The organism is Poseidonocella sp. HB161398, from assembly GCF_005870025.1.
In the GTDB taxonomy this organism is placed as follows: Bacteria; Pseudomonadota; Alphaproteobacteria; order Rhodobacterales; family Rhodobacteraceae; genus Mangrovicoccus.
On record NZ_VATA01000013.1, the window covers coordinates 83517 to 96052 of the forward strand.

12 protein-coding genes are annotated in these 12536 nt (G+C 68.7%); 9 read left to right on the plus strand and 3 right to left on the minus strand.

The window, feature by feature from the left end:
* Positions 1–301: 301 nt before the first annotated feature.
* On the plus strand, positions 302–1243 hold the full coding sequence (locus FGX59_RS12445; RefSeq protein ID WP_206078349.1) for a lytic transglycosylase domain-containing protein: 942 nt from the start codon (positions 302–304) through the stop codon (positions 1241–1243).
* Between the two features lie 4 nt (positions 1244–1247).
* Here FGX59_RS12445 and FGX59_RS12450 read toward each other — a convergent pair whose 3' ends face one another.
* Complete coding sequence (locus tag FGX59_RS12450) at positions 1248–2840, minus strand: PAS-domain containing protein (protein WP_171060627.1); 1593 nt, start codon at positions 2838–2840, stop codon at positions 1248–1250.
* Positions 2841–2974: 134 nt separating this feature from the next.
* Complete coding sequence (regB, locus tag FGX59_RS12460) at positions 2975–4363, minus strand: sensor histidine kinase RegB (RefSeq protein ID WP_138466853.1); 1389 nt, start codon at positions 4361–4363, stop codon at positions 2975–2977.
* Positions 4364–4449: 86 nt separating this feature from the next.
* On the opposite strand from regB, the gene FGX59_RS12465 reads away from it, so the two are divergent.
* Positions 4450–5103, plus strand: coding sequence for an SCO family protein (locus tag FGX59_RS12465; protein WP_138466854.1), 654 nt, complete (start codon positions 4450–4452; stop codon positions 5101–5103).
* 63 nt (positions 5104–5166) lie between these two features.
* On the plus strand, positions 5167–5721 hold the full coding sequence (locus FGX59_RS12470; protein WP_138466855.1) for an ActR/PrrA/RegA family redox response regulator transcription factor: 555 nt from the start codon (positions 5167–5169) through the stop codon (positions 5719–5721).
* Positions 5722–5829: 108 nt separating this feature from the next.
* On the opposite strand, the gene FGX59_RS12475 is transcribed toward FGX59_RS12470, so the two are convergent.
* Complete coding sequence (locus FGX59_RS12475; protein ID WP_138466856.1) at positions 5830–7239, minus strand: uracil-xanthine permease family protein; 1410 nt, start codon at positions 7237–7239, stop codon at positions 5830–5832.
* A gap of 172 nt (positions 7240–7411) precedes the next feature.
* On the opposite strand from FGX59_RS12475, the gene uraH reads away from it, so the two are divergent.
* The 6 genes from uraH (at position 7412) to nusB (ending at position 12491) form a co-directional block, all read left to right on the plus strand.
* The gene (uraH, locus tag FGX59_RS12480) at positions 7412–7768 is read left to right on the plus strand and encodes a hydroxyisourate hydrolase (RefSeq protein ID WP_138466857.1); all 357 of its coding nucleotides are present in this window, start codon (positions 7412–7414) and stop codon (positions 7766–7768) included.
* 20 nt (positions 7769–7788) lie between these two features.
* Complete coding sequence (hpxO, locus tag FGX59_RS12485) at positions 7789–8946, plus strand: FAD-dependent urate hydroxylase HpxO (protein WP_138466858.1); 1158 nt, start codon at positions 7789–7791, stop codon at positions 8944–8946.
* 70 nt (positions 8947–9016) lie between these two features.
* Positions 9017–10240 (plus strand): urate hydroxylase PuuD, encoded by a 1224-nt coding sequence (locus FGX59_RS12490; RefSeq protein WP_138466859.1) that lies wholly within the window; start codon positions 9017–9019, stop codon positions 10238–10240.
* A gap of 167 nt (positions 10241–10407) precedes the next feature.
* On the plus strand, positions 10408–11508 hold the full coding sequence (gene ribB, locus FGX59_RS12495) for a 3,4-dihydroxy-2-butanone-4-phosphate synthase (protein WP_138466860.1): 1101 nt from the start codon (positions 10408–10410) through the stop codon (positions 11506–11508).
* Positions 11509–11511: 3 nt separating this feature from the next.
* Complete coding sequence (locus FGX59_RS12500) at positions 11512–12024, plus strand: 6,7-dimethyl-8-ribityllumazine synthase (protein WP_138466861.1); 513 nt, start codon at positions 11512–11514, stop codon at positions 12022–12024.
* On the plus strand, positions 12021–12491 hold the full coding sequence (gene nusB / locus FGX59_RS12505) for a transcription antitermination factor NusB (protein WP_138466862.1): 471 nt from the start codon (positions 12021–12023) through the stop codon (positions 12489–12491). Before FGX59_RS12500 ends, nusB begins: the two co-directional genes overlap by 4 nt.
* Positions 12492–12536: the final 45 nt, after the last annotated feature.

Consider the following 12536-nt stretch of genomic DNA (forward strand, 5'->3'; position numbering starts at 1 on the left):
ATGGCTTGGGCAACGCGGCCATTGCGTCGCAGCCCGGAATGGGCGACGAATTAGCCATACTTCGAAAGTCATTGCGAGGAGGTTTCCGGTGAAGGGTGCCATTGCCGCAATCCTGGTGCTGGCCGCTGCCACGGCCGCGCCTGCGCAAACCGTGCCGCCGCTGGCGGCGGCCGCCCTGGCGGCGCCGGATCTGGCCGCCCTGCCGCGGCCGGCGCTGCGTCCCGGGGCCGGACCGCCGCCCGTGCCGCCAGCGCGTCCGCTTCCGCCGGAGCCTCCCGGAGCGGTCCTGCCAGAACCCCTGATGCCCGCGTTGCCGCCATTGCCGCTCCGCCCCGAGGCGCGCCCCGGCTCGGAGCCGCCGCGGGCGCCCCTGGCCAGCGACCGCCCCGTGCCGCGGCCGGGCCGGGCCTATGCCTCGGACGGGCAGCGGCTGTCGGAGCCCCACCCCGATTGCGACGGCCAGGGGCTGATCTGCATCCGCCTGGCCCGGCGGGTCGAGGATACCTGCAGCGCGATCGAGACCCTGGCCAAGGCGCATGACCTGCCGCCGGGCTTCTTCGCACGGCTGATCTGGCGCGAGAGCCTGTTCGACCCCTATGCGATCAGCCCGGCTGGCGCGCTTGGCATCGCCCAGTTCATGCCCGGCACCGCGCGGCTGCGCGGGCTCGCCGATCCGTTCAACCCGGCCGCGGCGCTGGCCGCCTCGGCGGCCTATCTGGCGGATCTGCGCGACGCCTACGGCAATCTCGGCCTGGCGGCGGCGGCCTATAACGGCGGCGAGGAGCGGGTGGCGCGATTCATGGCCGGCTCGGGCGGGCTGCCCGGCGAGACCCGCGCCTATGTCGCCGGGATCACCGGGCACAGCGCGATGGCCTGGCGCGATGCGCCGCCGGACGCGGTCGATCTGGCGCTGGCCGATGGCAGGCCCTTCTCGGAGAGCTGCATCGAGCTGGCCTCGACCCGGAAATTCCCGCAATTCCGCACCGATCCGCCGCTGGCGCCCTGGGCGGTGATCGTCGCCGCCCATACCAGCCGCAGCGTCGCCGCCGCGCGCTACCGCACCGCCGCGCGGATGAACCCGGTGCTGCAGCGCCATGATCCGGTGATCGCGCGGGTGAAGCTCGCCTCGATGCGCGGCGCCCAGTACACCGCCCAGCTCGGCGCGGGCTCGCGCGGCGAGGCGGTGCAGCTGTGCAACCAGATCCGGCAATACGGCTCGGTCTGCACGGTGCTGCGGAACTGACCGCTCAGCCCTGGGCGCGCAGCGGCACCGCCGCCACGGGCGCCAGCCCCGGCGCCATGCTCTCGGCCGGGCTGAACCGGCCGAATTCCACCAGAGTCGCGCGCTGCGGCAGCGAGCGCAGGCTGGCATGGACCTGCCCGCCATCCGGCGCATCGAGCACGAAGCAGAAGCCGCAGCGCTGGCCCTCGGCCAGGACGAAGCTGCGCACCTCCTCGAGCAGCGGGTCGTGCTGCTCCGGCAGGCCCCAGTGGCGGAAGGCGTCGCCTAGGGTGATGCGCGACAGCGCGATCTCCGGCGCGATCCCCCAGAGCTCGCCATAGGCGGAATTCGACAGCACCAGCACGCCGTCGGGATCGAAGACCGCGACCGCCTGCTCGAAGGCGTTGAGCACCGACAGGCCCAGGTCGATCTCGGAGCGGAAGCGCCGCTTCAGCGAGACCTCGGACGAGATGTCCTCGAACAGGAAGGCCACGGCGCCGTCGGGATGGGGCTGGCCGGTGACGCGGTAGGTCTGGCCGGTGGGCAGCGTCCAGGTCTCCTTGTAGCGGCCATCCTCCGCCGCCGCCTCCAGCCGGGCGATCCGCAGCCGCCAGCTCTTGTAGTCGCGCGGCTCGGGGATGCGCTGGTTCTCGCGCAGCGCGTCGAGGAAGGCATGCAGCGTCGGGCGCTGGCTCAGCATCTCGGCGCCGAGCGCGGTCAGGTCGATCAGCGCCGGGTTGAACAGCACCAGCCGCCGCTTGGCGTCGAAGATCGCCAGGCCGATCGGCAGCTGCGCGAAGGTCTTGCCGAGCGTGCCGATGAAATCCCGCAGCGAGGCCTCCGCCTGGACCAGTTCGTCGATCGGCAGCGCGAAGCACAGCTTGGCCGCGTCGCCCGGACGGCTGTGCAGCTGGTACCAGTGCGGCCGGTCGCGGTCGCGCCCCTTGCGCGAGATGCGCCGCGGCGGCGCGGCCTCCTCCCAGGTCTCGAAGCCGAGGCCGGGAAAGAGCTGCCTTGGCGGCCAGGAGGCCAGCGCGGCATCGCCGAATTCCAGCTGGGTCTCGGACAGGTAGGCGCGGTTGGCCCAGACGACGGTGCCGTCGGGCTGCTGCCGCCAGGTCGGGACCGGGCTGTCCTCGGCCACCGTGCGCAACAGGTCGAGCTCCAGCTCCAGCGCCTGCAGCGCCTGGCGCTCGCAGCCTGCCGCGGCCGCGCCGCCCCCTGCCTCGTCCAGCGCGATGCGCAGCACGCCGCCATGGCGCTCCGCCAGCAGCGTCAGCGCGGCCGGGCCGCTGGCGGTCTCGGCCAGCTCCAGCCCGTCGCCGTCGCGCAGGTCGGAAAGCCGCTGCTCGAGCTGGGCGAAACGGAAGGCGAAGGTGGCGAGGAAGCGGCTCCAGTCATCGGCGCCGGGCGGCCCGGCCGAGAGCAGGCCGAGCGCCCGCGCCGTCGCATCCACCATGGTGCGGTCGCGGAAGAGGTAGACCAGCGCCTCGCCGCCCGCGGCCGGGCCGGGCCCCGCGGGGGCCGGGCGGGCCGCCAGGCGCAGGCAGGCCAGCCCCGCCAGGGCCGACCCGAGGCCCGCCGCCACAATTGCAAGGCCAGTCACGACCAGTTCCATGAATCCTCTTCCGGCTCAAATCCACCCTGTAAGCGGTGACGCCGAATGATTAACAGACCATTAAGGCGGCCGGGAAGCGCGCGCGGCCAAGCTGGCATCCCGGCGCGGAATCAGGCCCGGATCCAGGCCGCGATCTAGGCGCGGATCAGCTCGTTCTCGCCGAGCGCGCCGCGCTCGCCGCGGGTCAGCCGGTCCATCGGCCAGGTCACTTCGATGATTGCGCCGCTGCGCTGCCCCTGCCCCGGCTTCACCCCGGCATGGAGGTCGCGGCCATTGGAGAACCGCACCGTGCCGCCGGAACGTTCCAGCAGGGTCTTGGCGATGAAGAGCCCCAGCCCCATGCCCTCGTATTCGGGGCGCTGCGCCTTCTCCTCGGCGGATTTGCGGCGGCGCAGGAAGGGATCGCCGAGCCGTCCGATCACCTGCGGCTGGAAGCCCGCGCCGTCATCGGCGATGCGGATGATGATCGAATCCTCGGTCCATTGCGCATCGACCCAGATATGGCCCTCGGCGAAATCCACCGCATTCTGGGCGAGGTTGCGCAGCCCGTGGATAATCTCGGGCTTGCGGTAGATCACCGGCTGCTCGCTGTCGCCGCCCGAGGCGGGAGCGACGTGGAAATGCACCTGCTTGCCGCGCGCCATGTGCGGCTCGGCCGACTCGCGGATCACCGTGTCGAGCGGCGCGGTCTGCAGGTGCTTGTCGTCCTTGCCCGCGCGGCCCATCGAGCGGAGGATGTCGCGGCAGCGGTCGGCCTGGTCGCGGATCAGCTCGGCATCGCTCTTCAGGTCGGGATCATCGAGCTCTCCGACCAGCTCGGAGCTGACCAGCTTGATCGTCGCCAGCGGCGTGCCCAACTCGTGCGCGGCCGCGGCGACGACGCCGCCCAGATCGGTCAGCTTCTGCTCGCGCACCAGCGCCATCTGCGTCGCCAGCAGCGCCTCGGACATCGAATGGATCTCCAGGCTGATGCGGCGCGCATAGGCGGCCAGGAAGACCAGGCCGATATTCAGCGCCAGCCAGAACCCCAGGATGAAATCCGCCGGCATGTCGACCAGCCGCCCGGTCACGGTGCGCAGCGGCAGGTGGAAGACCGCCACCAGCGTCAGCAGCGAGCAGGCCACCGCGCCCAGCAGGATGGTCGAGCGCAGCGTCAGCGCCGAGGCCGAGATCGTCACCGGGACGAGGATCAGCAGCGCGAAGGGGTTGTGCAGGCCGCCGGTCAGGTAGAGCAGGAAGGAGAGCTGCGAGATGTCGAAGAGCAGCATGGTGACCACTTCGCTCTCGCTGAGGCGCTTGTTCTCGGGGAAGACCAGGATCGCCAGCAGGTTGGCGATGATCGCGGCGCCGACGGCGAGATAGCAGAGCCCGAGCTCCAGCTCGACATGGAAGTAGCGGTCGACGATGGTGATGGCGGCGAGCTGGCCCACGACGGTGATCCAGCGCAGGACGACGAGGGTCCTCAGACGGATCCAGTGGATGCGGGCCGCAGGGTTGAACGGATCGAGCGCGGGATCTTGCATGTCTACGGTCGCCCTGGCCAGTTCCCTCTTGGTCGCAATTGCGTCTCTCTATATGGGATGCAGGCGGAGTGCAAAGGAGTTATGCCATGTCCCCCCGTCTTGCCGCCCTCCTGGCCGGGACCGCGATCGTCGCCGCGATCGGCGCGACGGCGGGCTATGTCCTGCTCTCCGGCGGGCCGGACGACCGTTTCGCCCAGTGCCGCGAGACCCAGGTCGCGGGCGGCATGGGCTCGGTCGGCGGCGCCTTCACGCTGGTCGACGCGCAGGGCCGGACGGTCACCGACAAGGAGGTGCTCGACAAGCCCTCGCTGGTCTATTTCGGCTACACCTTCTGCCCCGATGTCTGCCCGCTCGACAACCAGCGCAATGCCGAGGCCGCCTATATCCTGGAGGAGGAGCTGGGGCTCGAGGTGACGCCGGTCTTCATCTCGGTCGATCCGGCGCGCGACACGCCCGAGGTAGTCGGCGAATTCGCGGCGAATTTCCACGAGCGGATGATCGGCCTGACCGGCAGCCCCGAGCAGGTCAAGGCGGCGAGCCGGGCCTACAAGACCTATTACCGCCTGCACGAGGATGCCGGCGACAATCCCTACTATCTGGTCGACCACTCGACCTTCACCTATCTCGTCCTGCCCGGCTACGGCGTGGTGGAGTTCTTCCGCCATCCCGATTTCGCCGCCGGCACTTCGCTTGCCGAAGATGTTGCAGAGCGGACCGCTTGCTTCATCGACAGGATGTGACGCAAATTGACGTCCGCGAACGGGTGTCCTAGACCTGAAAAAACTTAAAATACGGAGAATGTCATGGCCGAAGCAGAGATGCAGGATATCGGGGAGGATAAAAGCCTGCTCCTGGTGGACGATGACGAGCCGTTCCTGAAACGCCTGTCACGGGCGATGGAAAAGCGCGGCTTCGAACCCGAATGCGCGGGATCGGTGGCAGCGGGCAAGGCCATCGCCACGGCGCGTCCCCCGGCCTTCGCCGTGGTCGACCTGCGGCTGGAAGACGGCAACGGGCTCGATGTCGTCGAGGTCCTGCGCGAAAAGCGCCCGGATTGCCGTGTTGTCGTGCTGACGGGCTACGGCGCCATCGCCACCGCGGTCGCCGCGGTGAAGATCGGCGCGACCGACTACCTGTCGAAGCCCGCCGATGCCAATGACATCACCTCGGCGCTCCTGGCCGCGCAGGACGAGCTGCCGCCGCCGCCGGAGAACCCGATGTCCGCCGACCGCGTCCGCTGGGAGCATATCCAGCGCGTCTACGAGCTCTGCGACCGCAACGTCTCGGAAACGGCACGGCGGCTGAACATGCACCGCCGCACGCTGCAGCGCATCCTGGCGAAGCGCAGCCCGCGCTGAATCCCAGGGCAAACGCATAGAAAAAAGGCAGACACCGCGCGGTGCCTGCCTTTTTTTTCGGGCCGCGGGAGGCCCCGGCTGCCTGCGGCGCCGGGGCGGGACAGGGCCTCAGGTCTTCGAGCCGGCCATGCCGCCCGAGATCTCCTCGGTGCTCTCCTCGCTCAGCGGGACCGGCAGGACCAGGTTCAGCACCACCGCCAGGCCCGCGGCCGGCAGCAGCCCCGAGGTCAGCAGGATCCGCGCGGTATCCGGCAGGTGCTGCAGCGCCGAGGGCTCGAGCTGCAGGCCGAGCCCCAGCGACAGCGAGATCGCGAAGATCACCATCGAGCGCTTGTCCCAGTTCACCACCGAGAGCATCGAGATGCCCGAGGCCACGACCATGCCGAACATCACGATCACGCCGCCGCCCAGCACCTCGATCGGGATGGTGCGGATCAGCCCGCCGACCTTCGGCACCAGGCCGCAGATGATCAGGAAGATCGCGCCGATGGTGACGATGTGGCGGCTCATCACCCCGGTCATCGCGATCAGGCCGACATTCTGCGAGAAGGAGGTGTTCGGGAAGGAGCCGAAAGCGGCGGCCAGCGCCGTCCCCGCCCCGTCGGCGAAGGTCGCGCCGGTGATTTCCTCTTCGGTCGCCTCGCGGTCGGCGCCGCCCTTGGTGATGCCCGAGACATCGCCCACGGTCTCGATCGCCGAGACCACGGCCATCAGGCAGAAGCCGATGATCGCGGCAATGGAGACCTCGAAGCCGTAGCGGAACGGATCGGGCAGCGAGAAGGCGGCGGCATTGCTCCAGCTGCCGGCGATCGAGGAGACCGGCAGCGTGCCGATCAGGATGGTGTAGACATAGCCCACCGCCAGGCCGATCAGCACCGCCGAGATCGACAGGATGCCCTTGGTGAAGAACTTCACGCCGAGCGTCACCAGGATGACGATCACCGCCGCCGACCAGTGCGCGAGGCTGCCGTATTCCTCGGTGCCCTTCAGCGGCACGCCGCCCGCGGCGTACTGGATGCCGACCTGCACCAGCGCCAGGCCGATCATCAGCACGACGAGCCCGGTCACCAGCGGCGGCAGCGCGAAGCGGATCCTGCCGATGAAGAAGCCCAGGCAGAAATGGAAGAGGCCGCCGATGAAGGCGCCGGTGAAGAGCGCGGCGAGCCCGTCGACCCCCTTGCCCGCCACCAGCGGGATCATGATCGGCAGGAAGGCGAAGGAGGTGCCCTGCACGATCGGCAGCTTGGCGCCGACCGGGCCGATCGAGACGGTCTGGATCAGCGTCGCCACGCCCGCGAAGAGCATCGCCATCTGGATCAGGTAGAGCAGTTCCGGGAAGTCCGGCGAGCCGGAGCCGAAGCCGAAGCCCGCGGCCCCCGCGACGATGATCGCCGGGGTCACATTTGAGACGAACATCGACAGAACATGCTGGATCCCCAAAGGGATCGCCTTGGCAATCGGCGGCATGTAATTCGGGTCGCGCAATTGCGCCTCGGTGCCTATGGATTCATCACTCATGTCAATGTCCCTCTTTCGCCAGGGTGCTGCGATGCACCCTCTTGCTTGCGCCCATTCCGTCGGGAACTGTAGACGGGCGGCCAGATGCTGCGGCGCCCGCGACAAGCGGAAGCGAAAGAAGTGACCGGCATCGCCCATTAATTGGGCGAATATGCCGAAAAACGGGGCAAGAATGAACGGATACCTCACGACGCATGTTCTCGACACCGCCCGCGGCTGTCCCGCGGCGGGGCTGAAGATCGTGCTCTACCGGATGGAACCGGCCGGACGCGAGCTGCTCGCGGCCGTGCATACCAACGAGGACGGCCGCACCGACACGCCGATCCTTCCCAAGCAGAATTTCTCCATCGGCGAATACGAGCTGGAATTCATGGCAGGCGACTACCTGCGCGCCAGCGGGCAGGCGACGGAGAGCCCGCTGTTCCTCGACGTGGTGCCGATCCGCTTCGGCATCGCCGACGCGACGGCGCATTACCATGTGCCGCTCCTGCTTTCGCCCTACGGCTATTCCACCTATCGCGGCAGCTAGTTTTTCCAGAGGTAACGATCATGAAGGCAATCATTGTCGGCGCGGGCATCGGCGGGCTGAGCGCGGGGCTCGCGCTCCGGCGCATCGGCTGGGACGTCACCATCTACGAGCGCGTCACCGAGGTGCGGCCGGTCGGCGCGGCCATCTCGGTCTGGTCGAACGGGGTCAAGTGCCTGAACTACCTGGGCCTGCGCGACGAGGTCGCCGCCATGGGCGGGCGGATGGACCACATGGCCTATATCGACGGGCTGACCGACGAGACCATGACCCAGTTCAGCTTCGCGCCGCTGGTCGAGGAAGTGGGCCAGCGCCCCTACCCGGTCTCGCGCGCCGAGCTGCAGATGATGCTGATGCGGGTCTTCGGCTCCGAGAGCCTGCATCTGGGCCGCAAGGTGACCGGCGTGGCGCAGGACGGCGACACCGTCACCGCCACCTTCGAGGACGGCTCCACAGACACGGCCGACATGCTGATCGGCGCGGATGGCGCGCATTCGGTGGTACGCACCCATGTGCTGGGCCAGAAGGCCGAGCGGCGCTATGCGGGCTACGTGAACTGGAACGGGCTGGTGCCCATCTCCGCCGACCTGGCGCCCGACGACCAGTGGACGGTGTTCCTCGGCGAGGGCAAGCGGGTCTCGCTGATGCCGATCTCCGACGGCCGGTTCTACTTCTTCTTCGACACGCCCGAGGCCGCCGGGCTGAGCGTCGACCGCGGCGAGTTCAAGGCGACCCTGCGGAGCCATTTCGCGGGCTGGGCGGAGCCGGTGCAGACGCTGATCGAGCGGCTCGACCCGGCCACGACCAACCGCGTCGAGATCCACGACATCGACCCGTTCCACACCTGGGTGAAGGGGCGGATCGCGCTTCTGGGCGATTCCGCGCACAACACCACGCCGGATATCGGCCAGGGCGGCTGCATGGCGCTGGAGGATGCCGTGGTGCTGGCGATCCAGCTGCAGACCAACACGCTGGGCGTCGAGGACGCGCTGAAGCGCTACCAGAACCGCCGCTCGGAACGCGCCGCGGATCTGGTGCTGCGCGCGCGCAAGCGCTGCGACGTGACCCATGCCAAGGACGAGGCCAGGACCCGCGCCTGGTATGACGAGCTGCGCAAGGAGGACGGCACCAACATCATCCGCGGCATCGTCGCCAATATCGCGGGCAATCCGCTGGACTGACAGCACTCCCCCGCCGGGCCTCCGGGTCCGGCGGGGTCCGGACGGGCGCCACGCAAGGGAGGAGAGCGCGATGGACATGACCCTGATCGAGACCTGGGCGGAATTCGCCGTGCGATGGCTGCATGTCGTCACCGGCATCGCCTGGATCGGATCCTCCTTCTACTTCATCGCGCTCGATCTCGGGCTGCGGCCGCCGCTGGAGCCCAGGGAAGGCGTCAAGGGCGAGGAGTGGCAGGTCCATGGCGGCGGCTTCTACCATATCCAGAAATACCTGGTGGCGCCCGAGCGCATGCCCGAGGACCTGGTCTGGTTCAAATGGGAAAGCTATGCGACCTGGCTCTCGGGCTTCGCCCTGCTGGTGCTGGTCTACTACCTGGGCGCGGACATCTTCCTGATCGACCCGAACGTGCTCGACATCCCGGTCTGGGCGGGGGTGCTGATCTCGCTGGGCTCGCTGGCCTTCGGCTGGATCGCCTATGACCAGATCTGCAAGTCGAAATTCGGCGACGACCATGCCAAGCTGATGATCGGGCTCTACGCCATCCTGGTGGTGATCGCCTTCTTCTACACCCATGTCTTCTCGGGCCGCGCGGCGATGCTGCACCTTGGCGCCTTCACCGCGACGATCATGTCGGCCAACGTGTTCTTCATCATCATGCCGAACCAGCGGATCACCGTCGCCGACCTGAAGGCCGGCCGCACGCCCGATCCGAAATACGGCATCATCGCCAAGCAGCGCTCGACCCATAACAACTACCTGACGCTGCCGGTCCTGTTCATGATGCTGTCGAACCACTACCCGCTGGCCTTCGCCAGCGAGTGGAACTGGCTGATCGCGGCGCTGGTCTTCCTGATGGGCGTGACCATCCGGCACTTCTTCAACACCATGCATGCCACCAAGAAGCTGCTGTGGTGGACCTGGGGGCTGACGCTGCTGCTGTTCCTCGCCGTGATGGGGCTGAGCCTCGCGCCGGTGCAGAACATGGACTGGGAAGAGGATGCCGCCCTCACGCCGCGGGCCGAGCGCTTCGCCGCCGCCGCGGGCTTCGAGGATGTCGCCGATCTGGTCATCAACAACTGCTCGATGTGCCACGCCCCCGAGCCGGGCGTGCCCGGGGCCGGGCCGGTGGCGCCGAAGGGCGTGCGGCTCGACACGCCGAACTGGGTGGCCGCCCATGCCCGCGACGTCTACCTGCAGGCGGGCGTCACCCACGCGATGCCGCCCGGCGCCTACAACTACATGACTGCCGAGGACCGGGCGATGATCGTCGCCTGGTACCGCGCCGCCGACTAGGGCCGGCGCCCCGTCCGGCCGCCCCTGCGCCCTGATCCCGCCGCCACCGCGCAGAGCGCCGCCTTTCCGTGCTTCCCTGCACAGTCGCCGGCGTCGCTCCGCTCTGGTCAATTGCGCCGCATTGCGCTAACCGGACGCTCCAATTGCAAGGCAACAGGAGTCGCGTGATGTCGGAATCGGGCGAATACAAGGACGCGATCTCTCCGATCGAGGAAATCATCGACGACGCCCGCAACGGGCGGATGTTCATCCTCGTCGACCACGAAGACCGCGAGAACGAGGGCGACCTCGTGATCCCGGCGCAGATGGCAACGCCCGAAGCGATCAACTTCATGGCCACCCATGGCCGCGGCCTGATCTGCCTGTCGCTGCCTGGCGACCGGATCGACGCGCTCGGCCTGCCGCTGATGGCCTCGCAGAACTCCTCGCGCCACGAAACCGCCTTCACCGTCTCGATCGAGGCGCGCGAGGGCGTGACCACCGGCATCTCCGCCTATGACCGCGCCCGCACCGTCGCGGTGGCGATCGACCCGTCGAAGACCGGCGCCGACATCGCCACCCCGGGCCATATCTTCCCGCTGCGCGCCCGCGACGGCGGCGTGCTGGTGCGCGCCGGCCATACCGAGGCCGCGGTCGACGTCTCGCGCCTTGCCGGGCTGAACCCGACCGGCGTGATCTGCGAGATCATGAAGGAAGACGGCTCGATGGCGCGGCTGCCCGACCTGGTGGCCTTCGCCCAGCTGCACAACCTCAAGATCGGCACGATCTCCGACCTGATCGCCTATCGCCGCCGCCACGACAACCTGGTGAAATGCACCGAGGAACGCACCATCACCTCGGAATTCGGCGGCGAGTGGTCGCTGCGCATCTATACCGACCTGTCCCATGGCGACGAGCATATCGCGATGGTCAAAGGCGATGTCGATGACGGCGCCCCGGTGCTGACGCGGATGCACACGCTCGACCCGATGCTCGACATCGTCGGCATCGGCGAGGCAGGCCGCTCGGCCGAGTTCCAGCGCGCCATGGCGCAGATCGCCAAGGAGGGCCGCGGCGTCGTCGTGCTGATCCGCGACACCACGCTGAAGCTCGCCACCGAGGATGCCGCAAGCCCCGCCACGCTGCGCCGCTACGGGCTCGGGGCGCAGATCCTCAGCTCGCTCGGCCTGCACGAGCTGGTGCTGCTGACCAATTCGCCGAAGCCCAAGATCGTCGGCCTCGATGCCTACGGGCTTTCCATCGTCGACACCCGCCGGATCGAGGACTGACCCATGGCGTCGATTTCGCACTACACCCTGCCCCGCCCGGTCTTCACCGAGCCCGCGAAACTGCTGATCGTCGTGTCTCCCTACTACAAGGAGATCTCCGAGGCGCAGCTCGCGGGCGCCCGCGCCGAGATCGAGGCGGCCGGCTGCACCCACGAGACCGTCGAGGTCCCCGGCGCGCTGGAGATCCCGACCGCGATCCGCATCGCCTACCGCCAGGCCGACTATGACGGCTTCGTCGCGCTCGGCTGCGTGATCCGCGGCGAGACCACCCATTACGACACGGTCTGCAACGACAGCTCGCGGGCGATCCAGCTGCTCGGGCTCGAGGGCGCCTGCATCGGCAACGGCATCCTGACGGTGGAGAACACCGAGCAGGCCGTCGTGCGCGCCGACGCGCAGGGCCAGAACAAGGGCGGCGGCGCCGCAGCGGCCGCGCTGCACCTGATCGCGCTGACCCGCCAGTTCAAGCCCGCCCCCAAGGGCATCGGCTTCAAGGCCGGCGGGAACGCGTCATGAGCGGGCTTTCGGGCAACCAGCGCCGCGCGCTGCGCTCCGCCGCGCGCTTCTTCGCCGTGCAGGCGCTGTTCCAGATGGAGCAGTCCGACGCGCCGATCGGCCAGATCATCAAGGAATTCGCGGATCACCGCTTCGGCGAGGAATTCGAGGATTACAGCATGCAGGAGGCCGACGTGAAGGTCTTCCGCACGCTGGTCAATGCCGCCGTCGACAACCAGGGCGCGATCGACCAGATGACCGACCGCGCGCTGGTGGCGAAATGGCCGATCGACCGGATCGACCCGACGCTGCGGGCGCTGTTCCGCGTCGCGGGCGCCGAGCTGACCGTCGCCGACACGCCGCCGCGGGTGGTGATCGTCGAATACGTGCAGATCGCCCAGGCCTTCTTCCCGGATGGCAAGGAATCCCGCTTCGTCAATGCCGTGCTCGACCACATGGCGCGCGAAGCCAAGCCCGAGGCGTTCTGAGCCCCGGGCCATCTGCCCCTTGAGCCCGGCCCCGCCGCCGCCCAT

Coding starts and splice junctions, on each gene's coding strand:
- FGX59_RS12445 (WP_206078349.1), top strand. CDS start 302: ATGCCCGCGTTGCCGCCATTGCCGCTCCGCCCCGAGGCGCGCCCCGGC.
- FGX59_RS12450 (WP_171060627.1), bottom strand. CDS start 2,840: ATGGAACTGGTCGTGACTGGCCTTGCAATTGTGGCGGCGGGCCTCGGG.
- regB (WP_138466853.1), bottom strand. CDS start 4,363: ATGCAAGATCCCGCGCTCGATCCGTTCAACCCTGCGGCCCGCATCCAC.
- FGX59_RS12465 (WP_138466854.1), top strand. CDS start 4,450: ATGTCCCCCCGTCTTGCCGCCCTCCTGGCCGGGACCGCGATCGTCGCC.
- FGX59_RS12470 (WP_138466855.1), top strand. CDS start 5,167: ATGGCCGAAGCAGAGATGCAGGATATCGGGGAGGATAAAAGCCTGCTC.
- FGX59_RS12475 (WP_138466856.1), bottom strand. CDS start 7,239: ATGAGTGATGAATCCATAGGCACCGAGGCGCAATTGCGCGACCCGAAT.
- uraH (WP_138466857.1), top strand. CDS start 7,412: ATGAACGGATACCTCACGACGCATGTTCTCGACACCGCCCGCGGCTGT.
- hpxO (WP_138466858.1), top strand. CDS start 7,789: ATGAAGGCAATCATTGTCGGCGCGGGCATCGGCGGGCTGAGCGCGGGG.
- FGX59_RS12490 (WP_138466859.1), top strand. CDS start 9,017: ATGGACATGACCCTGATCGAGACCTGGGCGGAATTCGCCGTGCGATGG.
- ribB (WP_138466860.1), top strand. CDS start 10,408: ATGTCGGAATCGGGCGAATACAAGGACGCGATCTCTCCGATCGAGGAA.
- FGX59_RS12500 (WP_138466861.1), top strand. CDS start 11,512: ATGGCGTCGATTTCGCACTACACCCTGCCCCGCCCGGTCTTCACCGAG.
- nusB (WP_138466862.1), top strand. CDS start 12,021: ATGAGCGGGCTTTCGGGCAACCAGCGCCGCGCGCTGCGCTCCGCCGCG.